This window comes from Pseudoalteromonas sp. CuT4-3 (genome assembly GCF_035666335.1).
Classification (GTDB): Bacteria; Pseudomonadota; Gammaproteobacteria; order Enterobacterales; family Alteromonadaceae; genus Pseudoalteromonas; species Pseudoalteromonas atlantica.
Window position 1 is genome coordinate 513,995 of record NZ_CP142030.1, and the last position, 25,335, is coordinate 539,329.

Genomic DNA, 25,335 nt, shown 5'->3' on the forward strand with positions numbered 1-25,335 from the left:
GCTTTTTGCGTGAGCAAGCTTCACGCCTACGTGGATTATTATACTTGGTGTATATTGTGGTGTAGGCGCCTTGCTTGCTGGCGTACTAAAAGCAATGCTTTTACGTATTTACCAACATTGCGTGAGCAAGCTTCACGCCTACGTGGAATCTTATACTCGGTGTATATTTTATTGTAGGCGCCTTGCTTGCTGGCGCATTAAAAGCAACGCTTTTACGTATTTACCAACATTGCGTGAGCAAGCTTCACGCGTACAATAAAAGCCTAAACCCACCTTTATTTCTAATGTTTACCACCCGTAGGCGCCTTGCTTGCTGGCGCAATAAAAGCGTAGCTTTTACATATTTACCCCTTACCTATCTCAATTTTAACTTCACTACCTAACACCTCTTTATACTTACTTGCTAATACGTGCTTTGCCTCATCATCACCATGCACAATTTTTATATGGCTTGGCTTTTTACGCATGCCGGTTACAAATTTAACTAATCCGTTTTGATCGGCATGCGCACTATAGCCGCTAATTGTATGCACCTGTGCGTTAATTGTAATTCGCGTATCGTTTAAAAAAACATACCCATTGCGGGGGCCATATTTTTGTATATCGCGCCCTAACGTGCCTCGGCCTTGGTAACCTACAAACAATACATCGGTTGTTTTGTCAGGTAAAAAGCGCTCAAGGTAATTAACTATTCGCCCGCCAGTGCACATACCGCTAGCAGCTAAAATAATGGCGGGAGTTTGGCGCGACGCTAAATAATTAATAATAGCGATATGCTCGCTATGCGTATCAACCGTGGTTAGGTTTTCAAAGTTTAGCGGATGGCGGCCTTTGGCTACTTTGCGCTTAGCCTCTGCATCCCATAAGTGTTTAAACTTAATATATTGCTCTGTAAAATTGGCAGCCATGGGAGAGTCTAAAATCACATGAATACTTCGCCACGGCGATCCTTTAGCTGATTGATGTATTAGCTGCTCTAGCTCGTAAAGTAGCTCTTGTGTGCGGCCAATACTAAATGCCGGCACTAGCACCACGCCGTTACCTGTAACAGCACGTTCAATTACATTTTTTAGCGTTTGTGTGCGCTCTTTTCGGCCTTGATGGTTTTTATTACCGTAGGTTGACTCTATAACTAATGTGTCGGCCTTATGAGGAGGTTTTGGAGCCGGCAACAGCGGCGTGTAGGGCGCACCTAAATCGCCTGAAAACACAACTCTATGGCTTTTATTACTCTTTGCATTAATGGCAACGTCTATTTCTACATAGGCTGAACCTAATATATGCCCAGCACGCTGAAACCGCGCTTTAGCTATTTGCTGGTTGGCGCAAGGCAGCTCAAACCAAGTATTAAAATTAACCGCTATAACCTGCTTATTTAGCAAACTTAGGCACGCATTTATAATTTTTATATCGCGGGTAACCCCTACCTTTAACGCATCTTCAATCACTAATGGCAGCAAACTAGCCGAGGCAGGCGTAGTATAAATAGGCCCCTTAAAACCGGCTGCTAATAAATAAGGAATGCGCCCCACGTGGTCAATATGGCAGTGAGTAACAATAAGTGCGGTAATGTGCGCAATATCAAAGTCTATAGATAAATCATCTTTTGCGTCTTCTCCTTGAAAAAGCCCACAATCTATTAGCACGCTGGTTTTATTATTAATAACTAATTCGTGGCATGAGCCAGTCACGCCATTTATCGCTCCGTGGTGAAGTATTTTCATAGTGGTTCATTGTTTTGTTAATCTCATATTAATAATGTAGAACTAAAATGGCTGACTATAAAGTACTTAGCGGTTTGTTGTTGCTAAAGTCATAAAATGGTAACTTAACTCCTGTAAACATTATTGTATGAGCTAATTAGCTCTTAAACTACCAGTGGTTTAAGCGGTATAAACAAATTAAATTATAAATAAATCTGCCTAAACGCATGCTTAAAATGACTTTACATAGTTTATGGTCTATAAATTGTTTAGCCTTTTTATGTAGTTAATAAGTGAAGTAGTATCTATGAGTGCAAACCATAACCTTTATTCAAGAGGTAATTAATGGACTTTTGGTTCCCGTTGGTTATTACATTTATTGTTTCGCTTGTAGCAATAAAAGTAATAAATCCAATAGCAATAAAAGCAGGGTTAGTTGACTTTCCGTGCGATCGCAAAGTACACGACGGAAATATCCCCCTTGTAGGCGGCATAGCCATTTACCTATCAGTTTTAATCGCCTCTGCTTTATTTATTGAGCACAGTAGAAACCTTAATTTATACTTAGTTGCCTCAGCATTGGTGCTATTTTTGGGTGCGCTTGATGACCGTTATAGGCTATCTGTTAGAGTGCGTTTGGTTGCACAAGTACTTGTTGCATCACTAATTATATTTGGCACCGAAATATACCTAACAAGCCTAGGTTTTTTATTAGGTAATATAGAGCTTAAGCTAGGTGTGCTGGGCATAGTTGTAACCGTTATAGCCATAATTGCAGGGATCAACGCAATAAATATGATTGACGGAATGGACGGACTAGCCGGTTTGCTTAGTTTAATTGCTTTTACAGCGTTGGGTTTTTTATTAAGTAGAGTAACTAATGCATGGTACTTGTTGCCCGTGCTGTTTATTGCCTCATTATTAGGCTACTTAATCTTTAATTTAAAACTACACAGCTCAGTGTCAAAAATATTTATGGGCGACTCAGGTAACATGCTTATTGGTTTAACGCTAATTTGGCTTATGGTTATTGGCACGCAATTAAGCACACCCGCATTAAAGCCAGTTACGGCACTTTACATAATAGCTGTACCATTAATTGATATGGTAGCCGTTATAATTAGAAGGGTTAAAGCAAAAAAATCCCCCTTTTTAGCCGACAGACAACACTTACATCACCTTTTAGAAGTAAAGGGGTATAGTACCAAGCAAGCACTTATTGTTATTTCAATTGCTGCAAGTATACTAGCAATGGTAGGCTGCATAGCTGAGGTTTACTCAATAGCAGAATGGCTTATGTTACTGGCCTTTCTAGTTTTATTTTTTAGTTATGCTGCATTTACAGAGCATGAATGGAAAAAAATTAGCGCTAAAAGCCAGTAATATTAAAGGAATATTTACGTGTTATATAAAAGCAGACTAAAAAAATTATGAAAATAAACTTAGCTCTTACGTCACTAATGCCAATTTTATTTTTACTTGGTTGTACATCATCTCCCCCAGTTCTTCATGCTACCCGCGCACTTATAAACGAGCCTGTAGTGCAAACTAATCAAAATGTAATTCCATTAGAATTTACACAACTAATTCAAAGTAAACCTGTTGGTTACCAAGGTAGCTATAAAAATATTGAGTTTACCCTAGGAAAAAAATATACCTCTGCACTGGGTGAACAATGCCGCGAGTTATTTTTGAATCAGCAAGGGCAAAGCTCTGCTCAAACTCGCCAAGCCATGTGTAAAAACAGCCAAACTGATCAGTGGGTAATGGCTCCACAAGTCATTAAAAACAAAAATAATACTATAAGTTTTGGAGCCTGAGCCAATTTATGAATACCTTTAACCAAAGCTTTAAGCTAATCTTTAATTTAATTATTGGCGCAAGCATTATTGTATCGCTAAATTTAAGCGCTGCTGAGCAAATGTCGCTAACACAGCTCGAAAACGCAGGTACAACGCAAACGCAATTACCCAATGCAGAGCTACAAAATGGCACATTTAGCAAGCAAGGGCGTTCGGGCACATTGTTACCAGGCGAAATGTCAGCAGCAGAACTTTTACCTAGCTCAGAGCAAGGCTTACCCCCTCCGTATGGTGCTAATTTATTTGCCGGCGGATACGAAAGCGAGCGCCTAGATGGTTTAAACGACGACTACACAGTAGCCCCAGGCGACAAAGTATCAATATGGTTATGGGGCGCAATTAACCAATCTGAAGTAGTAACCGTAGATAACCAAGGTAACCTGTTTATAACCAATGTTGGCCCTGTTTATGTGGCCGATGTAAAAGCAAGCCAGTTAAATACTTACGTAAGCAATAAAATAAAAGAGGTATACAAAAAAAGCGTACAAATTTATGTAAACTTACTTACAGCAACTCCTGTAAGCGTATATATAAGCGGTAGCGTCATTCGCCCAGGCCAATATGCCGGTATCGCATCCGACAGTATTTTATACTATCTAAAGCGAGCGGGCGGCATCGATTCGGAGCGTGGTAGTTACCGTTCTATTAAAGTTTTACGTAACAATAAAGTCATTCAAAACATAGACCTTTATGACTTTATACTAACGGGTTACCTACCTAAGTTTAACTTTAAAGATAACGACGTAATATTAGTAGAGCGTCAAAAAGCCACCGTGGTTGTGTCGGGGAGTGTACGCGCGCCATTTAGGTTCGAATTTTTACAAAGCCACGCAACAGGCGAACAGCTTGCCAAGTTTGCATTACCACTGGCTAAAGTAAGCCATGTAGGCGTAGTTGGCGACAGAGCCGACGGCCCATTTTCGGTTTACTTACCCTATAACGAATTTAAAAACTTTGAGCTTAAAGATGGCGACCGCCTAATTTTTAACGACGACATGCGAGCCCAAGTTATCGATATACAAGTAGATGGCAGCTACTTAGGGCCTTCGTACTTTGCTGTTAATAAAAACACGCGTTTGCACGACCTACTTGCACACATTCAAATAGATAAATCGTTAGCCGACTACCAATCTATTTATATACAACGTAAAAGCGTAGCTAAAAAACAAAAAGAAATGATAGATCAATCGCTAGAGCGCTTAGAGCGTAGCGTATTTACTGCACCAGCCTCATCAGACGGCGAAGCAAAAATTCGCGCAGAAGAAGGTAAAATGATTTTAGAATTTACCGAGCGCGCACGCAAAATAATACCGTTAGGTAAAGTGGTAATTGCCGACCAAGGGCAAGTTGCGAATATTAGGTTAGAGCAAGGCGACATAATACACATACCCGCTAAAACAGACCTAATACACATTGGGGGCGAAGTACTCATGCCGCAGGCATTAGTTTATAACCCCAATGCCACAATAGACGACTACATAGCATGGGCGGGTGGCTACAGCGAGCGCGCCAATTACGACCAAATAATGGTTATACACCCTAACGGCATGATAGATCTTGACGCTTACGGCACCTTAAAGCCTGGCGACCAAATATTAGTACTACCAAAAGTAGACACCAAATTTTTGCAATCGGTTAAAGACATAACGCAAATAATTTATCAAATTGCTATTGCGGCAAATGTGGCCACCTAAATGACCACCGTACTAAAACGAAATAACTGGGCAATATGGCGCGACGTAATATTTGCCCTATTTGTACGCGAAATCCGCACTGGCTTTAACGATAAGTTTGGGCTTGCTTGGGCTGTTCTTCAGCCGTTAAGTTTTATTTTTTTACTATCGTACTTACGTGGGTTAATTGCAGGTAGCGAGTCACACACTGTACCCACATTCGATTTTATGATGTATGGCATGCTGTTAATTCAGCTGTTTTTAGACACTTTTACTAACTCTAGTAACTCGATAAAAAAAAATAAGGCCTTATTTGCTTTTAGGCAAGTGCAGCCTATTAGTAGCGTGCTTGCGAGCAGCTGTTTTTATTTACTTGTTAAGCTATTTGTTTTTGTACTTATTTTATTACTAATGTTTTTACTTAAAATGGACATTAAAATAGACGATCCATTATTTGTAATCACTAACGTTATAGCCGTATGGGTTATAGCTACATCTTTAGGGTTACTATTTGCTATTGGGCAATGCTATGTGCCTGAAATAACCAAAATGCAGAGCATTTTAACACGGCCTTTATTTTTTATATCGGGCGTGTTCTTTTCGATGCAAGATATACCAAAAGAATATTGGCCATACCTTGATTGGAACCCTATTTTGCATGCCATAGAGTTAACGCGCCACGCGGCTTATAACACTTACCCAACAGAGGCCGTAAGTGAGTTTTATTTATTAACTTGCACAATTGTACTGCTATTTTTTGCTTTAGCTGTTTACCACATATCGTGGAAACAGGCACTAAGTAGGTAGTGCTATGCAATATGGAGTATCAAGTTGATAAAACTGCAAAACATTACTAAATATTATCCATCAGCAATAGGTAAGCAGTACATTTTTAAAAATGTCAGCTTTGAAATACCCAGTGGCCATAATATTGCTATATTAGGCTCAAACGGGGCAGGTAAATCTACTTTATTTAAAATGTTAGCCGGCAGTGAGTACCCTAACAAAGGTGAAATTATTACCGACCTACATTTATCGTGGCCTGTAGCCCTAGCTACGGGGATTCACCCACAAATGAGTGGCGCCGAAAACGCCCGCTTTATAGGCATGATAAACGGCGTAGCCGACCTAGATTTATATGTGCGCCGTGTACGCCAATTTGCAGAGCTAGGTCCAAAGTTTGATTTGCCAGTAAATACCTACTCAAGCGGTATGAAACCCCGCCTAGCGTTTGCGTGCTCAATAGGTATAGACTTTGACGTATACCTAATAGATGAGGTTACCTCGGTGGGCGATGCAAACTTTAGAAAAAAAACCCGCCAAGCACTTACACAAAAAAGTAAAAATGCCAATGTTATTATGGTTAGCCACGAAATGGACGAACTGCGCCATTTTTGCGATAGTGCTATTGTATTGCATAAAGGCGAACTCACTTTTTACAACGATTTAGAGCAAGGAATTGCTCATTACCAGGCATTATAACTATGAGTCAACAAGCGGTAGAAAAAATAGAACAACGCTTTACAGAGCTAGGGCTAAAAACCGATAAAGCTATTTGGGATAATGGCGAAAAGCTTATTGGGCTTGCGCAACAGCTTGAGCAAAACGATGTATACCTAGCAAGGCGTGTTATGCAACGCGCACGTAATTTAAACCCTAAAAATGAGCAAATAAATAAAGAGCTAGCTAGGCTTACTAATAAAGTAAATAGTAAAGCAAAGCAAACTCAAACAAGTACATCTACCGAACAAAATGTAAAACCAAATATAAAGCAATCTGCTATTGCTAAATTAAACAACAAACGTGGGCTTCATTTATTAACCAAACCGTGGTTTGTGCTGTTGGTTGTGCCTTTTGTATTATTTGCTTTTTACCAACTTGTTTTAGCAGCCCCAAGATATGAAAGCCGAGCACAGTTAATAATTCAGCAACCCGATGGCATGAGCACAATGGACCCATCTATGGCGCTTTTAAGCGGTTTAGGAGTGGGCGGTAGCTCAACAGCCGATAGCGAAATAGCAAAAGCTTATATTCATTCGCAAGACATGCTTAATTACCTGCAACAGCACAGTAATTTAAAGGCACATTACCAACAGCATGGTGATATTTTTACAGGGCTAAGTAGCGATGCCAGCAGCGAAGAGCTGCTAAATTACTACATTGACCACACCACTATTGAAATAGACGAAGACTCAGGTGTATTAAAAATATTAGCCCAAGGCTTTACCCCAGAGTTTGCTAATAACTTAACCAAAATAATAGTGAGCAGAGCAGAGTGGTATATAAATTCTATTGGCCATCAGTTAGCTGAGGCGCAATTACAATTTATACGCTTAGAGCACGCTAAGGTAGAGCAACGCCTGCGCGATGCGCAAAAAAACATACTTGCCTTTCAGCAAAAAAACAACCTACTAGACCCAGAAGCCGAAGGCCTAGCACTACAGCAAATAACTTACGGGTTAGAGGGGCAAATAGCCACTAAAAGTGCGCAGCTAAAAGGTCTGCGCTCAACCATGACCGACAGAGCCCCGCAAGTAGTAATGCTTGAAGCCGAGCTAAATGCATTAAAAACTCAGCTAGAGCTTGAGCGCGAAAGGCTTTCGCAGCAAGGGTCTGAGCCCAGCAATACAACAGCTAATAACAGAGCAGTAAGCCAAGTGTTAGCGCAGTTTTCTGATTTAAAAATAGAGCTAGAGCTTGCCTTAAAAGGGTATACCGCATCGGAGGTATCGCTAGATAAAGCCAGAATAGAGGCCTATAGGCAGCTTAAATATTTAGTAGTGGTGGAGACGGCAACGCTACCGCAAGACCACCAATACCCAAACACGCTTTACAATATTTTGCTATTTGCAGTGCTGCAATTAATGCTATTTGGCATAGGTAGAATAATTTTAGCAACAGTAAAAGAGCTCAGGTAGAATATGCTACGTGAGAAAATAAATAAAATTGAAAGATAGGACTCTACATGTATTCATTAACAAAGCCACAGCACAAGTCGGCCCGTAAGGGCATTATATTAGCGGGCGGCTCGGGCACACGTTTATACCCGCTTACAAAAGTGGTAAGTAAGCAATTAATGCCTGTGTACGACAAACCCATGATTTTTTACCCCGTGTCGACATTAATGATGGCGGGAATAACCGAAATTTTAATTATATCTACCCCAACAGAGCTACCGCGTTTTAAAGAGTTACTTGGCGATGGCAGCGCGTGGGGCATTAGCTTTGAATACAAAGAGCAACCCAGCCCAGACGGCCTGGCACAAGCTTTTTTACTAGCCGAAGACTTTTTACAAGGGCAGTGTGCAGCCTTGGTATTGGGCGATAACCTTTTTTATGGCCACGACTTATCAATATCGCTACAAAATGCAACTACATGCGAGCAAGGTGCAACGGTATTTGGCTACCACGTTGCTAACCCTAAATCTTACGGAGTGGTAGAGTTTGACCAAAACGGCAAAGCCATATCAATAGAAGAAAAACCCGACAAACCTAAGTCTAACTACGCTGTACCAGGTTTATACTTTTTTGATAGCCGAGTGGTTGAATTTGCAAAAAATGTTAAGCCATCAGCGCGTGGCGAGCTGGAAATAACCGACGTGATAGACCAATACCTTGCTAATAAAGAGCTCAACGTAGAAATAATGGGCCGCGGTACCGCATGGTTAGATACCGGCACATTAGATGACCTGCTTGATGCTGCTAATTTTATTCGTGCAATAGAAAAACGCCAAGGTTTAAAAATTAACTGCCCAGAAGAAATAGCCTACCGTATGGGTTACATAAACGCAGAGCAACTTAAACAATTAGCCAAACCGCTTAAAAAGTCAGGCTATGGTAAATACTTACTTGGGCTATTAGATCAAACCGTATTTTAAAAGGCATTAATAATGAAGTTTACACAAACAAAAATACCCGATGTAAAAATAATAGAGCCACAAGTTTTTGGCGACGAGCGCGGTTTTTTTATGGAAACCTTTCGCACAGAGCTATTTAACCAACACTGTGGCGAGCGCACCTTTGTACAAGAAAACCATAGTAAGTCGGCGCATGGCATACTACGAGGCTTACATTACCAAACACAAAATACGCAAGGTAAATTAGTACGTGTTACCCAAGGCGAAGTGTTTGACGTAGCCGTAGATATGCGTAAAAGCTCGCCTACTTACGGGCAATGGGTTGGGGTGTTATTGTCGGCCGAAAACAAACGCCAATTATGGGTACCAGAAGGGTTTGCCCATGGGTTTTATGTAACCACCGATAGCGCCGAGTTTGTTTATAAATGTACCGATATATATAACCCAAATGCTGAGGTATCAATTAAGTGGGATGACCCTACACTTAATATAGAGTGGCCGTTAGTTGAGGGCAAACTACCGCAGCTTTCGGCAAAAGACGAAGCTGGCCTTGCATTTACAAATGCACCAACGTTTTAAGTTAACTAGTTAAAGTAGTCATTATGAAAGTATTAGTAACAGGTAAAAACGGCCAGTTAGGCTCTGAGCTACAAAAAAGCTGCCCACGTAATATAGAGCTAATATGCTTTGGTAGCCAAGAACTTGATATAGCCAATGCAGAGCAAGTAAACGAGCTTTTAATTAGCCACTCCCCCGATATAGTTATTAACGCAGCAGCGTATACCGCAGTAGATAAAGCTGAAACTGATACTAAGCAAGCTTATGCCGTAAATGAGCAAGGCCCAGCTAATTTAGCTACTGTATGCAAGCACATAAATGCTAAGTTAATACATGTATCGACCGACTTTGTGTTTGATGGCACAAGTACCATGCCCTATACCGCCAGCGATGCCACTAACCCATTAGGGGTGTATGGCGCATCAAAACTTGCTGGCGAGCAGCAAATTAGCAATATATTAGGGGGGCATGCAACCATAGTACGAACCGCTTGGGTGTACTCGGTATTTGGTAATAATTTTGTAAAAACTATGTTGCGCCTAATGAACGATAAAGAACAATTAGGTATAGTAGGCGACCAAGTAGGCACGCCTACGTGGGCCGCAGGCCTTGCCAATATGCTATGGGCATTAGTGAACAAAAATAATAATGAGCTACAGGTTAATAATGCAAATACAGCCACTATTTTAAATTGGACCGACGCAGGGGTGGCATCGTGGTACGACTTTGCAGTAGCAATACAAGAGCTAGCAATAGAACAAGGCCTATTAAGTAAAGCAATACCTATTAGTGCAATACCGGCAGCGAGTTACCCAACGCCAGCTAAACGCCCTGCGTTTAGTGTGTTAAATAAAGCACAGGCTGAAGAGCTAACTGGCGTTAAAACAATACATTGGCGCACACAATTAAAAACAATGCTAAAAGAGTTGCCTAATAACTAGCAGCTCGTAGCTCTTAGCTCGCAGCCCATAGCTCGCAGCTCATAGCTCATAGCTCATAGCTCACAGCTCATAGCTCTTAGCTCTTAGCTCATAGCTCGTAGCTCATAGCTCATAGCTTGCAGCTCATAGCTTGCAGCTCATAGCTCGCATAGCTCGAAGCTCACAGCTCGAAGCTCATAGCTCGCAGCTCATAGCTCGCAGCTCATAGCTCGTAGCTCGTAGCTCACAGCTCGAAGCTCGAAGCTCATAGCTCGCAGCTCTTAGCTTTAACTAAATTTGTAAATGGAATAAAATAATGACAGTAAAAAATCTATTAGTAACCGGTGGCGCAGGGTTTATAGGTGCCAATTTTGTACACTATTGGTTAGCTCAAAACCCACAAGACAAAGTAATCGTGCTAGACGCACTTACTTACGCGGGTAATAAAGCAAATTTAGACCTAGTAGCAAACAACCCAAACATGACTTTTGTGCACGGTGATATTTGCGATACTGCATTAATAGAGCAGCTAATAGACACGCACCAGTTAAACACCATAGTGCATTTTGCTGCCGAGTCACATGTTGACCGCTCAATAACAGGGCCAGATGCTTTTATAGAAACAAATATACTTGGCACTTATAGCTTATTAAAAGCAGCTAAAAAAAAGTGGATAGATGAGCCAAAAGCTAATGGTAACGAGCCTTTAGCGCATCGTTTTCATCATGTAAGTACCGACGAGGTATATGGCACGCTTAGCGCGACAGACCCCGCTTTTACCGAAGACACCGCCTATGCGCCAAACTCACCATATTCTGCATCAAAAGCGGCGAGCGATCATTTAGTACGTGCGTATCACCATACTTATGGGCTTGAGGTAACTACTTCAAACTGTTCAAACAACTATGGGCCGTACCACTTTCCTGAAAAGTTAATTCCTTTAATCATTACTAATATTTTAAACGATAAACCACTGCCTGTGTATGGCGATGGCCAGCAAATTCGTGACTGGTTATACGTAGAAGATCACGCCCGTGGTATAGAGCTAGTACTTAAAAAAGGCCGCATTGGTGAAAACTACAACATTGGTGGCAATAACGAATGGGCCAACATAGATATAGTTAAATTAGTATGTAAAGTAATGGGCGAAAAATTTGCAAACAACCCCGAACTTGCAAAGCGCTTCCCAAATTCAAAATCGGCTATAGAAAATAACGTTGAGCAACTAATTACCTATGTTGAAGACCGTGCAGGGCACGACCGACGCTATGCGATTGATGCTACAAAAACAAACGAAGAATTAGGTTATGTACCAGCAGAAAGCTTTGAAACAGGCTTTGCTAAAACATTAGACTGGTATTTAGACAACGAAGCCTGGTGGGCTCAATTACTAGGAGCTAAGTAGTGTTTAAGCGTAATAAAACAGTAAAGCCAACCTTCAACGTAGATTTACCCGCAGTGTTCGTTGATGGCTTAGTGGATGGCCAGCTAAAAGGCTGGGCACAGAGAGCTGATACAGTTGCTATTTCTTTAGCAGGAGAGAAGTTAGCAGAGGTGCCTTGTCAGGATTTTAGAGAAGATTTAGAAGGCGTTTTAGCCAACCCAAACGCAAGCTTCAATTACGCTTTAACTAAAGCTGAAATAAAAAAAGAATGGCGCCACCTTACAACACTTGTTATGAAAGCCGAATTTATAGTAAATGGGCATATTGATGAGGTAGCTGAGTGCATACTAAGTGTTGAGCAGTTAGCTGAGCAACTAAATTTTAAAATTCCGTCTACTGTTACCCAATATAGTTTCGACGGGCTAATTGAAGGTACTATAGCCGGTTGGTGTGATGAAGCCGACTATGTTGACCTTTATATTGAACACGAGCATATAACTAGTAGCCCCTGCAATATTGAGCGTGCTGACCTTGCTGAGTTAATAGAAAATACTCAATGTGGTTTTATCCATATTGTAAATGGTAGCTATATTAAGCCTCATTGGTTTTTAAAAGATAGCTTATTATTAAAAGCTGTATTTAAAAAAGAAGGCAGCGACGCGGTTTTAGAGCAAAAAACAATTGCAATTAAAAGCTTAGAGTTGCTTGCTGCGGTAAAAGTAATTGGTGAGTTTCCTGTTACAGATATAGCAAAAATAATAGAAGAGTCGCACTTGTGGGATGAGGGATATTACTTTAGCCAGTTAGATGCAAGCGAAATATGCCACGAAAACAAACTTCATGACTTTATAATTAAAGGTGCTATAAGTGGTAAAAACCCTAATCCTCACTTTAATACCTATTACTACTTAGCTACTAACCCTGATGTTGCAGAAAATGGTATTAATCCCTTCTATCATTACATTGCGATTGGTGAAAAAGAAGGTAGACGACCTGTACCTTATTTTAGCCCTAAACTGTATTTAGAGTTAAACCCAGATTTGGAGAGCTGGGATGCACCTCTACTTGCTCACTTAATAATGGCGGGTTTAAATGAAGGGCGTATTTACAACGAGTACGTGCAGCCTAAAGCAGATCAATCTAATGCTGACCCTTATCAAGCCTGGCGCTTAAACAACGAAAGCGATAATTTTTTAGAAATTCAAAGTAACTTAGCGCAGTTTAAACATCAGCCAACTATTTCTATAGTAGTACCTGTTTATAACCCTGATAAAGAGTTACTTATTGAATGTATAGAGTCAGTACGTAAGCAGTCGTATACAAATTGGCAACTATGTTTAGCTGATGACTGCTCACCGCATGAGCATGTTAGAGAGGTTTTAGAATATTACCAAAGCTTAGACTCAAAAATTAGTGTGGTGTTTAGAGAGCAAAATGGCCATATTTCTCAGGCGAGTAACAGCGCACTTGAAGTAGCAACCGGTGAATGGGTTGCATTACTCGATCACGATGACGAGTTAAGCCAGCATGCATTGTATGAAGTTATAAAGGTACTTAACGAAAACCCTGAAACATTATTTATCTACAGCGATGAAGATAAAATTAATGAACAGGGCAATCGATGCGACCCTCACTTTAAATCAAGCTGGAATCTAGATTTACTATATAGCCAAAATTATGTATCGCACTTAGGTGTCTATAAAACAGATATAGTAAATAAAATTGGTGGTTTTAGAAAAGGCTACGAAGGCAGCCAAGATTATGACTTACTATTACGTTACTCGCGTGAAATAGACCATAAAAAAATTGTGCATATACCTAAAGTACTTTACCACTGGCGAATGGTAGAAGGCTCAACTGCTTTAGGGCATGGTGAAAAATCATATACCACAGAGGCCGGCATAAAGGCACTTTATGATCACTTTAAAGTGCTAGGGAAGGAAGTTGTTGTGGAAGAGGGCGCAGGACCTAATATGTACAAGGTTAACTGGCTAGTCACAGACTCACAGGGAGATGAACCATTAGTTTCACTAATAATCCCAACTTACAATGGTTACGAAATTACCAAACAAGCAATAGACTCAATTTTGGACAAAACTACCTACCAAAATTATGAAATTTTATTGGTTGATAACAACTCAAATGACCCTACAGCCTTAGAATACTTTGAAGAGCTTGATAAGCACGAAAAAGTAACTGTTTTACGCTACCCTTACCCATTTAATTATTCAGCTATTAATAACTTTGCTGCCAAGCACGCAAAAGGTGAGGTAATTGGCTTAGTAAATAATGATGTAGAAGTCATAAACCCAGAATGGTTAACTGAAATGACCTCCCATGCGCTGCGTGAAGATGTTGGCTGTGTAGGAGCTAAGTTGTATTTTCATAACGACACCATCCAACATGCTGGCGTTATAATTGGCTTAGGTGGTGTTGCAGGTCACTCACACAAGCACTTTCCTAAAGAGCATCCGGGCTATTTCTTTCGGTTGAAATTAGTACAAAACTTATCGGCAGTGACAGCTGCATGTTTACTAGTACGTAAAACGGTGTTTGATGAGGTTAATGGCTTAAACGAAGAAGACCTAACTGTAGCTTTTAACGATGTAGACTTTTGTTTAAAAGTACAAGCAGCAGGCTACCGCAATTTATGGACTCCTTATGCAGAGCTATACCATTATGAATCAATAAGCCGTGGAGCTGAAGATAACCCTGAAAAAGTAGCGCGCTTTAATAAAGAAGTAGAATATATGAAATGTACTTGGAGTACAGATAAAAAAGCTGATCCTTGCTATAGCCTTAACCTGACTAGAGATAGAGAGGATTTCACATATAATGCATAAAATATCTCATTTTAAAGATAACTGGTTAACCAGTAGCTATAACTTACATATAGATGAGCAAGCCCCCAACGAGAATGTATACGGTTGGGTTGTCAACCTAAATGCAGAAAAAATTTATCAAGTCGAATTAATAGATGAGCAAGGTATAAGTGTAGATGCTATTAATTTTGGTAAAGCTAGGCCTAAATTGGCTGAAATGTATAATAATATAGCAAGTGCGGGCAATTCTGGTTTTGAAATTAACCTTACCAAATTATTGAGCTGTAATAGGTATTATTTAGTCGTTAAAGGCCCTGAAGGTTATCGAAGTAAAGTAGCTAGTATTATATTAAACGCCCCTTTATTATACGTACATATAGCAAAAACGGCTGGCTCGACTGTAAATAAAGTTGTTTCAAACTGGTTTTCCCCTGAAAACTCTTTAGTTCATGCTGAGTCTTGTGCAGACTGGTCTGAGAGAATTAATGATGAAAATTTAAAGTATCTATCTGGTCATATACCATATGTTAAATTTATTCAATCAGATATAGTTAAATCATTCTTTAACAAAGCTATTACTTTTAGAGAGCCTCACGCCCATGTTATTTCTCATTTGGCTTGGATTCGCGCGTTAGCGCTTGATGAAAATAAAGCTAAATATAATGCTCACCCAGATTATATACAAAAGCTCAGTGATAAATTAGCAGAGTATGATCTATCAAACCCTGCGGAAATAACTAACGTAATTGAAAGTTTGAATGGTAGTGAATTTCAGCTATTGGACAATACTCAGACTCGTTATATTCGTAGCGATATTAATAAAGTTTCCGTAGAGGAAAGTGATTTAGCTTCCGCTGTAGCAAACCTAAATCACTTTGATTTTATTGGTACTGATAACGATATTAGCGAATTTTTAGCTCATATTGCTAATAGTTATGGCTTTGAACATCAAGCGGAGGACAGAAGGGAAAATGTACTGACGAATAAGTTTGGGCTTGATATTAATAATCCTGATACTAAAGATGCCCTTCTACCTTTAATTAAGTATGATCTTGAGTTATACAAACTAATAAAAAGTTAAACATTCCGGATGTGAAAACATTTAAAGATCCAAGTTTGACTTAATATTTATAGAGCTTGAAAGTGTCTATTATTAGTTTTACGTTTGATGTTTAGTGAAGCAATAATAATTTCGATTAACTTTTAGATGCTGACTAGAATATGGAGGATGTTAAAACCTCCATCTTCTCCGTTGAACATTTCGAAAGGTAAGTAACTATGTTCACCTTTAGCGCAAACAACTTTAATAACCTGAACCAAAATGGTCAACACCAGTTTTGCATGAACTACGCTATGCAGGTGTTTAATAGTAACGCTGTATATAGTTTTATACCTAAAAATGGCTGCTCTACATTGCGTTTATCGGCTGCTATTGCTAATGGCTGTATTAGTGGTATTGAGGAAGGTAACTGGATACATGCTAATAACCAAACATTTAAACCTACTTTAAAAGAGGCGGCGACTGCACAATATAAGTTTGTTGTACTGCGCTGCCCATTTAGGCGTTTAGCGAGTGTGTTTTTAGATAAATTTGTAGCGAAAGAGCCCGATGCATGGCAATACCGCGATTTACTAAAGCGAGAGGTTAACCTTGATGATTTAACTTTTGCGCAATTTGTTAAATCACTTGCTGTGCCGCCTATGAAAGGGGCCAATATACACTGGAAGCCGCAAAATCAATTTTTACTTTATAAAGAGTACGATGACTACTTTGCACTTGAACATTTTGAAAAAGCGGTAGGTACACTAAAAGATAAAATTGATTTGAATGTGGTTGATGCCCGTAATTTAACAGGGCATGGCACTGATAAATTTGAAATGCTTAATGATGTTAACCACAGCCAAGTAAAAGCTTTTGATATTGCTATTTTAAAACGGCAAGGAAAATGCCCTAGTCATAAATCGCTTTATACTGATGAATTAATCCAGCTTGTAAAAAATCTCTACGCAGAAGATATTTCTCTGTATACAGAGCGCTGTAATAAAAGCGACCTTTTATTTACGTAATTATAAATGAATTGGTGTGTTTTGATTCCTTTTTAGAGTAATTGGTAATGGCTTTCGTTTTGCTTAATGAATTTAGCTTTAAGACTTATACATTAGGCATGCTCAATTGGTTTTATTCATCAATAGGATGGTATTAGTAAAATGGAAGGTATTTTACACCCCGCCAAAACTGCAGCACGCTTTACTGCGTTTGGCACAACTTTTATAGGGCCTGTACTAAGTTTTTTTTCTCAACGGTTAGTTGAGAATAATACTGAAAATACATCTCTCTTTTTTTTAGCCAGGGAAGGTTACTGGCTAGAAAAAGCATTTAAACAGTACCTTTCGGGTAGTGATAAAAAACAATCTAGTTGTTATTTACTTGCCTCGCGCGCATTTTTATTTAAGTTACTTTTAGGCAACAGCCAAAGCTATGCATATTCACTCAAGGGCGATTTTAAAGGCTCCTTTTATGATTTAATGCGAACGCGTTTTTTACTAAGTAACAGTGAAATAGAAGATATTTTTAGTGATGAAATTAGCGGCCGCCATGTTGAATTAGCAGCCGATAAAAAAAGTATTATAGAAATATTAGCCAACCATAAAAAAGCGATTGATAAAGTAATAGCACCTACAAAGTGTGCTTATCTTTCTTATTTAGAGGCTATGGGAGTAAATAAACAGTCAACCCTTCACTTAGTTGATTTAGGTTACTCAGGTACTATTCAAAGTTTGCTAAGTATACTCCTTAATAAAAATACATATGGGCATTATTTGATAGCGTCTAACCCTGGGGTTCATTCCATTGAAGGTTGTACAGCTACAATGAAAGGTTACTTGAAAGAAGGGGTGAAAATAGGCGAAGGTTACTTACCGCTCGATCGCTCTATGTTTTTAGAGTCGCTGTTAACTGCGCCTAATGGCCAGTTTAGAGATATACGCTTTAACACCTTTAATAAGAGTGCTAAAAATTTAAAGCAATTTGATTTTTATTACGGGCGTAAGGTGGCATCTCAAAAGTATTTTTATATTTTAGAGCAAGTAATGGCAGGAGCCCTTGATTATGTTGAGCACGCAGCAAAGCACAATATTACGTTTACAAAAAGCGAGCTCGAAATGCTATTAAATAGCTATTTAAGCAAACCCCACATGATACCGCACTCCCTAGCACATATTTTTGATATTGATGACGATGTAACCAGCAACGGTACGGTTAACGCATTACAGTTTTTTGGTTTAGCATAATGATTAATAAAAATACAATAAAAACACATATGCCAGCACTGTTTAACTTTGTAAAAAATCAGCCGCAACTCTTTAAACTCGCTCAGCGCATTAATGCAAAATTGCAGCTTCGAGAATATAAAAAGCTAAATACTAGCAATAAGAGTTACAGCCCTAAAGAAACACTTAACCTGCTTGCGCGGGCAAAAGCCGCAAATCTCTTTGACTATACATGGTATAGCAAGCAGCAGCTTAGAGCGTTTAGCTGTGAGCTTGAAGCGTTTGAAGATTACTTACAAAAAGGTAGTTTTAGTAATATAAACCCAAGCCCTAACTTTGATACAGAGCTATATTATAAGTGTAATACTGACATTTACTTGCAGGGCGAGCATGCGTTAGTGCATTACTTAAATCATGGTCAGCATGAAGGGCGCTTATCACTTCCGGCTAATCAAAAATGGTACCCAAAAGCAATAAATAGCAGCGCTGATGGTGAGCTAACATCACTTAAATTAGCGATGTGTTTTCATGTGTTTTATGGTGAATTTATAGATTATTACTGCAAAGCGTTAGCTAAGTTTTCGCAATCGGTTGATGTATTTGTAAGTGTTGCTAGTGACGAGCTTGCTAAAAAAGCAATACACGATTTTAAAGCGTGTTCAAAGGTAAACAAGGTTGTAGTAAAGGTAGTGCCTAATCATGGTCGGAACTTTGGCCCTATGCTTGTTGAGTTTGCAAGTGACTTGCAAAGCTATGATTTATTTTGCCATATGCACTCTAAAAAATCGCTTTATTCGGGACGTGCGCAAACCCAGTGGGCTGATTACTTGGGTGAGTACTTATTAAACGACCAGCACGTTATTAAGCAAGTGCTTAATCATTTTAACGATAACCCCAAAAGCGGTATTTACTACCCTACTTCGTTTTGGATGATGCCTGATTGGGTAAACCATTGGCTTAAAAATAAACCCGCTGCACAAAAGTTTACTAAAGAGTGGAATATTGAATTAAAAGATGATTTTTTAGCTTACCCTGCTGGTGGTATGTTTTGGGCAAGGCCTGAGGCGCTAAAGCAGCTTTTAAATAAAGAATATCATTACGATGAGTTCCCCGGTGAGCCTTTGCCTAACGATGGCTCTGAACTACATGCCCTTGAGCGTATGCTTGGGCTACTTGTTGAAAAAAATGGCTACAAGCAGCTTTTTTACTACCCTAAAACGGGCCAATTTACACACGATACAAGCTATATTTTGGCGCAGTATGTTAATACAGCCGAAGGGCTTAAAAATCAGCTGAATAATTTTGAGCATATCAGCTTTGATGTATTTGATACTTTAGTAAGGCGTGAATACTATGTGCCCGATTATGCTAAATTACTTTTAGGTAAATCGTTAGTGCAAAAAGGGCTGGTAAGTAATGCCCATGAATTTGTTAAATCCCGTAATATCGCAGAGTTTGAGGTACGCAAAGCTAATAACTTTGTTGGTGATGTAACTATTTTTGAAACCTACGACTATTTAGCTAAGCAACTGGGTTGGTGCAATGAGCAAGCCCATAGCTATGCAGAGCAAGAGTTTGCTTACGACCTACAAATGATTTTACCAAAAGATGAAATGGTCGATATTTTTAACGAGCTTATTTTAGCCGGTAAACAAGTAACGGTTGCATCAGACACGTATTACACAAAAGATCAGGTTACACTAATGCTGGCTAAAGTGGGTATTAGTGTGGGGTTTGACTTACTTGTATCAAGCGATTTAGGTAAACGCAAAGACAGTGGCACGCTATGGCAACATATAAAAGAGAGCCTTCCTGAAGGGCGAAGCTTTATACATGTTGGCGATAATGCTGTGGCCGATGCGCAAATACCCGGTGATTTTGGGTTACAGAATTTGCATATTTTAAACCCGCTTGATAAATGGCAGGCCGGTGGCTTTGTTAACCCATTTGTAGGTGAACAAGGTTTAAATGAGGCACAAATATTAAAATGGGGCCCGCTGATAAGCGACTTTGGCCGATTTGGATTTTTAGGTGAGTAGTATTTAATGTTTGAAACTTTATATTTGCATATTGGCTGGTCTAAAACGGGTACGTCTGCAATTCAATACCAGCTTGATTTACAGCAAAGCGAACTAAAAGCGCAAGGGGTTTTATATTCTAAAACACTGCAAATGAACGACCAAGCGCATCATCATTTTGCGTTAGCATTTGCGCCAATACACGGTTACCCTGCTAAATACAAAATACCAGAAGTGCTTGATATGCTTGAACAGGAAATGCTAAGTGAAGGTTGCCATTCTGCACTGGTTTCGAGCGAGCTTTCGCCTTTTTATTTTAATAACCCCCGTTTTCAGGAATGGGTTAAAAAGTTTAAAAAAGTGGTGGTGATTGGCACTGTAAGGCGCCAGTCTGATTTACTACTCTCACTATTTAACCAGCTAGTAAAAGATCCTAACGTTAGGTTTAAAGGGCGCTTTTTTCAAATGGCGTTAAATAATTTTCCTAAGTTAAATTACTTTCAGCAACTTAACAGGTGGGTGCCTAAAGTAGGTAAGGAGAATATTTTAGTTGTGCCTTATAGCGATACTGTTGTTGATGACTTTTTAGCGCTATTTAATTTAAGCCTTAAAAGTACACATGATAACGTTGTTGTTAATCCCTCACTGCCAACAAGCGCATTAATGCTAATGCAAGAGCGAACTGTACAGATAAACGACGTACCTCAGTATACTCATATACGCGATAAACTTATAAGTGAAGTAAGCAACAAGGCTGTTGATGATAAACCAAAGCGAGTGTTTTTAACTGCAGGTGAGCTTAGGGCAATTGATAATAACTTTAATGGGCCAAACAAGCGTGTTGCAAGGGAATTTTTATCTCAAGATGAATTGTTTACTGATAAAGTATACAAAGATATTCCTGCTTACTAGGGCTTTTAAATTAATATGCACCATAAAGTTAAGCTAGTTGCGGTAGCAAAAGATGAGTCTGCATATTTAGCCGATTGGATTCAGCATCACTTGTTTTTTGGCTTTGCTGCAATACACGTTTATATAAACCGAACAAGTGATGACTCTGCTAAGGTTTTAAATAGCATTAGTCAATTACATGATAATGTTACTTTTAGCCATGCTGATTGGATTGATCAGCTCCCACCGCCATCAAAAAAAAACCTGCAGCATATATGTTATATGCAAGCACTTAGCTCTATTGAGCCTGATATAACGCATGTACTATTTTTAGATGTTGACGAGTATTGGGTGTCGCAGCGTTACACTTGTATAAATGACTTTTTAATTAGCTGCGATAAAGGCCAAGATTTAATTGTATTTGAATGGCTTAACGAAGGAGCTGTAACTACACCATTTTTAGCATTGTCACAAAGATTAACGGGTAAGGTACATGCTTTAGGTAAAAGTATTATTAACGTTTCTGCGATTAAAAATATAAAACAAATACGTTTACATGTGCCGATAATGAATGAGTTAAGTGATGTTACGTTAGTAGATGGGGAGGTGTTTAAGTGCCAGCCAAATTTGCCTCAGCATGTAGCGGTTAATATTAATTCATTTAAGCATACGTTTATTTTTCATAGAATGTTTAGATCTGAGGTGGAGTACTTAGCTGCGTTGTATCGTGGTAACCCAGAGGAGGGTTTTCCTATTAAATTAAACCGAAATGGGTATGGCTACATTAATAATGAAAATCTTCAAAGCTATAGTTTTGAACAGCAACTTTACGCAGAATATATTGAAAATAAAAAGCAGTTTTTAAAAGAATGTAATATTGATAAATATATTTTGGACGCACAGAATACAATTGAAAAAAACTCAGGGCAATTAAAGTTAATGCTGCCTAATTTACTTGCTAAAAAACCACAGGCTGTGGCAAAAGTGCTAGGTAACTTAAAAGACGAAAAAATAAATAAAATTTTAAGTGTTTATTACAAACAAAGTCAGGCAAGTAAAGCTACTCACGCTGCTAAACCTAGGGGCTTGAAAAACCGCATTTTAAAGTGCTTTAAGTTTTAAAATTGCGGTGTACATTAGGCTTAGTTATTTAAGATTTGGCTAGAGTTGGCTGCTGCGGTAATGAATTTATAGGTTTAAGTTAAGTTATAGACTTAAAATATAAAAGCTTCGTATATTGCGCTACTCTTGCAACTATGTGTTTGGAGGTCTTTATAAACACGGTTAATTTAATTATACATATTGGCCCGCCAAAAACAGGTACATCGGCTATACAAAAGTGGTTAAAAGATAATACTGACTTTTTAAGAGCGCATGGAATTTTTTACCCGCAGCACAAAGAAGATAGCAACGGTATTAGTTCTGGCAATTTTTTATCTGTATTTGACCCTCTTAAAGGTGATTACAAGTTAAACCTAAAGCGTATAGAAGAGCTTAAAAATAAAACGGCTGCAAATAACTGTCATACATTATTATTGAGCTCGGAGTTTTTTTTCCATCGATTATTGCCTTTAGTAAATAATCTGCCCAATGTGCGCTGTATTGCTTATGTAAGAAACCCTGCAGAATTGCATGAATCTCATTACAACCAGTCCGTTAAAAGACATGGTAATGTGGCCACCATAAGACGAGCAGATTCGTTACCTATGAACGCTTTAAAAGTACTAGGTGATTATGCTAGCAAACTTGGTGATAGGCTTATTTTACGCGCTTACCATGAAGATTTATTTTTAAATAATAGTATTGTTAATGATTTTTTAACGGCTATAAATTTGCCGGCAGAAGAAGTGGCTAATATAAGCTGTACTAAACGTATTAATACTAGTTATACGCTTGAGGCTTTAGAGGTTAAACGTTGGTTTAATAGATATGAGTTAGGGAGTAATTCAAACCTTTTAGACCGTATTTTGCAGTCATATAGTAATGGCGTTACGCGTTTTTCTTTTGTTGGTAAGCACCAGTTTAATGATTATAAAAGGCAATCTTTAAAGTGGTTAAGGCAGTTAAATGAACAAGCTCCTTTTGCAAATGGCGATAAATTAATAAAAGCTGTACATGATCAAGCACATCAAAATTTTTATAAACAAGAAATAAGTATGCAGCAATGCGACTCTGTACTTAGGTATATTGCTAAAGAGAATATTGCTTTGCTAACTAATTTGGCGCTTTGCGTTTATGCTCAGCCCAACGTTGAAGATAAACCTCCTTTTACGGATGTTTTATTTCAGCTTGTGCCCCCAAGTGCTGCAGTGCCAAACTTATTGCAATACACTAAGCGTGCGTTTGTAAATAGCTATAGTTACAAAATAGAGAGCTTTGATGATTTAAATTACACGCAGGGCAACCGTAAATTTAGAGTTAGTGTTAATAGGCTTCTTAGAAAGCGATTTAGCTTAGTTGCTTATTTAAAGGTACGCTTGTTACTACTTAGCTTAAAGGCGTGAAGTAATTGAAGTTATTTAGAAAAATATCAGTAAAAATAGTCAAAGCGCTTTTAAGTATATTGCCTCAGAGCCTTGTGGAAAAAGTAAAGCAAAACCCTAGGCTGGTTGCTGCGTATAGTCGTAATTTGCATAAAAGTGGTTTGCTATATCAACTACAAACGCTTGATGAGCTTAAGCGCTCTTACGCTGATTATATTAACAATCATAACGGCTACCTTGCTGAGCAAGCTACACACTTTGGCGAGACGTGCAAAACTGATTGCTCGTTAATTGTATGCGTTACTGATTACAACGCTAATAGTTTGCTGGCTACGCTTAAAAGTATTAAAGAGCAACATGCTGCTTTTTCAAATGTAGTTATTTATTGCTCGGCAAACAATACAGTTAAAATAAATGAATTTTTATCGTTATACAGTGCTTTAAGTTTTAAGGTAGTTACTAGCTTAAATACAGAATACTTACCCCCTAAGGTATTTAATAGCCCGAGTTTTTTTGTATTTGCTGGTGATGTATTGCACCCGTATTTGGGGTTTGTGTTAGCTACTGAGTTATCAAACTCATCTAAGCTTGCCTATGTTGATACCGATTTTTTAAACGAAAAAAGCCAACAAAGAGAGTTCGCCGACTTTAAACCCGATTGGAACCCCGATTTACAGCTAACAAATGGCTATATTAGCTCAGGTATTTGGGTTAAAAGCATAAGTGACTTTAGCGCTGCAAAGCTCCCTCTTAACACATTTATGTTAAGTGTATTTATGTGTACGCGTTATATTAGTAACCTTAAGGTAAGAGTTGAGCATATATCTCAAGTATTACTTTCTCGCCCATCTAACTTACCCAAGCTTAGTAATGCTAAAAAGCAATTAAGCGCTTTATATGCTCCGTTTGCTAGTATTATGGAGTCGGCATTACCTAGTGTTTACTTACGTTGGCATTTAAATACACAGCCATTAGTTTCAATTATTATTCCTACCCGAAATGGTTTGGCGTTAGTAAAAGGCTGTATTGAATCTATTTTAAATAAAACAACTTACAGTAACTATGAAATATTACTCATTGATAATGGCTCTGATGACCCTGAATGCCTTAAATACTTTAACCAATTAAGCAAGCATTCAAAAATAAAGGTGCTAAATTACGCGGGCGAATTTAATTATTCAGCTATAAATAATTTTGCAGCTAAAAGTGCCACCGGCGAAGTGCTGGCACTTGTAAATAACGATATTGAAGTTATTGAACCTAACTGGCTTACAAATATGGTTAGCCATGTTATGCGAAACGATATAGGTTGCGTAGGAGCTAAGCTTTTATATTCTGATAATCGTATTCAGCATGCAGGTGTGGTTATGGGCTATGGTGGCGGTGCAGGGCATGGCCATAAGTATTTTCCTAGTGATCACTTTGGTTATATGAATCGCCTAATTGCTACACAAAATTACAGTGCGGTTACGGCAGCTTGTTTGCTCATTAAAGCCAAAGATTTTTGGGCTGTTGGTGGCCTTAACGCAAAAAAGCTGGCTATTGCGTTTAATGACGTAGATTTATGTTTAAAAGTAAGAGAGCTGGGTAAGCGTAATTTATATTGCGCAGAGGCGGTATTGTATCACCATGAGTCGGTTTCACGCGGGCATGAGGATACCCCCGAAAAAGTTAAGCGCTTTAACGCTGAACTTGCCTATTTGCAAACTACATGGGCGGATGTAATAGCGGCCGATCCAGCGTATAACCCTAACTTAACGCTAAAAAGAGAAAATTTTGCAATTAAGTCTTTTAGGTAGTTAATAAAAGTGTAAACCAGCGCTATTATTAAATATGCGCTTTTGAATCAATTATTAAATTACGCTACACTGTATATACTATGTAGATAACTGTTT

Annotated in this window: 20 protein-coding genes; 19 read left to right on the forward strand and 1 reads right to left on the reverse strand. The window is 38.8% G+C overall.

The features are described 5' to 3' along the window. Positions 1-344 precede the first annotated feature (344 nt). Positions 345-1,724, reverse strand: a complete 1,380-nt coding sequence (locus VOI46_RS02250; RefSeq protein ID WP_324738150.1) for an MBL fold metallo-hydrolase — start codon at positions 1,722-1,724, stop codon at positions 345-347. Positions 1,725-2,048: 324 nt separating this feature from the next. On the opposite strand from VOI46_RS02250, the gene wecA reads away from it, so the two are divergent. From wecA to VOI46_RS02345, 19 genes are all read left to right on the forward strand, one after another. Beyond that, positions 2,049-3,086, forward strand: a complete 1,038-nt coding sequence (gene wecA, locus VOI46_RS02255; RefSeq protein ID WP_324738151.1) for a UDP-N-acetylglucosamine--undecaprenyl-phosphate N-acetylglucosaminephosphotransferase — start codon at positions 2,049-2,051, stop codon at positions 3,084-3,086. Between the two features lie 47 nt (positions 3,087-3,133). Beyond that, positions 3,134-3,523 (forward strand): DVU3141 family protein, encoded by a 390-nt coding sequence (locus tag VOI46_RS02260; RefSeq protein ID WP_324738152.1) that lies wholly within the window; start codon positions 3,134-3,136, stop codon positions 3,521-3,523. Between the two features lie 8 nt (positions 3,524-3,531). Then, positions 3,532-5,259, forward strand: a complete 1,728-nt coding sequence (locus VOI46_RS02265) for a polysaccharide biosynthesis/export family protein (RefSeq protein WP_282337637.1) — start codon at positions 3,532-3,534, stop codon at positions 5,257-5,259. Further along, the gene (locus VOI46_RS02270) at positions 5,260-6,045 is read left to right on the forward strand and encodes an ABC transporter permease (RefSeq protein ID WP_282337638.1); all 786 of its coding nucleotides are present in this window, start codon (positions 5,260-5,262) and stop codon (positions 6,043-6,045) included. Between the two features lie 24 nt (positions 6,046-6,069). Next, complete coding sequence (locus tag VOI46_RS02275; RefSeq protein ID WP_324738153.1) at positions 6,070-6,720, forward strand: ABC transporter ATP-binding protein; 651 nt, start codon at positions 6,070-6,072, stop codon at positions 6,718-6,720. Between the two features lie 2 nt (positions 6,721-6,722). Beyond that, a complete protein-coding gene (locus VOI46_RS02280) occupies positions 6,723-8,156 on the forward strand; it encodes a lipopolysaccharide biosynthesis protein (RefSeq protein WP_324738154.1) in 1,434 nt (477 codons plus the stop codon). A gap of 47 nt (positions 8,157-8,203) precedes the next feature. After that, positions 8,204-9,115, forward strand: a complete 912-nt coding sequence (rfbA, locus tag VOI46_RS02285; protein ID WP_324738155.1) for a glucose-1-phosphate thymidylyltransferase RfbA — start codon at positions 8,204-8,206, stop codon at positions 9,113-9,115. Between the two features lie 12 nt (positions 9,116-9,127). Beyond that, positions 9,128-9,673 (forward strand): dTDP-4-dehydrorhamnose 3,5-epimerase, encoded by a 546-nt coding sequence (gene rfbC, locus VOI46_RS02290; RefSeq protein WP_324738156.1) that lies wholly within the window; start codon positions 9,128-9,130, stop codon positions 9,671-9,673. Between the two features lie 23 nt (positions 9,674-9,696). Then, the gene (gene rfbD, locus VOI46_RS02295; RefSeq protein WP_324738157.1) at positions 9,697-10,593 is read left to right on the forward strand and encodes a dTDP-4-dehydrorhamnose reductase; all 897 of its coding nucleotides are present in this window, start codon (positions 9,697-9,699) and stop codon (positions 10,591-10,593) included. A gap of 295 nt (positions 10,594-10,888) precedes the next feature. Next, positions 10,889-11,977, forward strand: a complete 1,089-nt coding sequence (gene rfbB, locus VOI46_RS02300; protein ID WP_324738158.1) for a dTDP-glucose 4,6-dehydratase — start codon at positions 10,889-10,891, stop codon at positions 11,975-11,977. Next, on the forward strand, positions 11,977-14,799 hold the full coding sequence (locus VOI46_RS02305; RefSeq protein ID WP_324738159.1) for a glycosyltransferase family 2 protein: 2,823 nt from the start codon (positions 11,977-11,979) through the stop codon (positions 14,797-14,799). Before rfbB ends, VOI46_RS02305 begins: the two co-directional genes overlap by 1 nt. Beyond that, a complete protein-coding gene (locus tag VOI46_RS02310; protein WP_324738160.1) occupies positions 14,792-15,859 on the forward strand; it encodes a hypothetical protein in 1,068 nt (355 codons plus the stop codon). The genes VOI46_RS02305 and VOI46_RS02310 overlap by 8 nt, the downstream gene beginning before the upstream one ends. A 197-nt stretch (positions 15,860-16,056) precedes the next feature. After that, positions 16,057-16,845, forward strand: coding sequence for a sulfotransferase family 2 domain-containing protein (locus VOI46_RS02315; RefSeq protein ID WP_324738161.1), 789 nt, complete (start codon positions 16,057-16,059; stop codon positions 16,843-16,845). A 141-nt stretch (positions 16,846-16,986) separates the two neighbouring features. Further along, positions 16,987-18,069 (forward strand): HAD family hydrolase, encoded by a 1,083-nt coding sequence (locus tag VOI46_RS02320; protein ID WP_324738162.1) that lies wholly within the window; start codon positions 16,987-16,989, stop codon positions 18,067-18,069. Then, positions 18,069-20,087 carry a rhamnan synthesis F family protein gene (locus VOI46_RS02325; protein WP_324738163.1) on the forward strand — a complete coding sequence of 673 codons (2,019 nt, stop codon included), beginning with the start codon at positions 18,069-18,071 and terminating at the stop codon, positions 20,085-20,087. Before VOI46_RS02320 ends, VOI46_RS02325 begins: the two co-directional genes overlap by 1 nt. Before the next feature lie 6 nt (positions 20,088-20,093). After that, positions 20,094-20,978 (forward strand): hypothetical protein, encoded by an 885-nt coding sequence (locus VOI46_RS02330; protein WP_324738164.1) that lies wholly within the window; start codon positions 20,094-20,096, stop codon positions 20,976-20,978. A 15-nt stretch (positions 20,979-20,993) separates the two neighbouring features. After that, complete coding sequence (locus VOI46_RS02335; RefSeq protein ID WP_324738165.1) at positions 20,994-22,079, forward strand: glycosyltransferase family 2 protein; 1,086 nt, start codon at positions 20,994-20,996, stop codon at positions 22,077-22,079. A gap of 140 nt (positions 22,080-22,219) precedes the next feature. Then, positions 22,220-23,461 carry a hypothetical protein gene (locus VOI46_RS02340; RefSeq protein ID WP_004585827.1) on the forward strand — a complete coding sequence of 414 codons (1,242 nt, stop codon included), beginning with the start codon at positions 22,220-22,222 and terminating at the stop codon, positions 23,459-23,461. Positions 23,462-23,535: 74 nt separating this feature from the next. Continuing rightward, positions 23,536-25,239 (forward strand): glycosyltransferase, encoded by a 1,704-nt coding sequence (locus tag VOI46_RS02345; RefSeq protein ID WP_324738166.1) that lies wholly within the window; start codon positions 23,536-23,538, stop codon positions 25,237-25,239. Positions 25,240-25,335 lie beyond the last annotated feature (96 nt).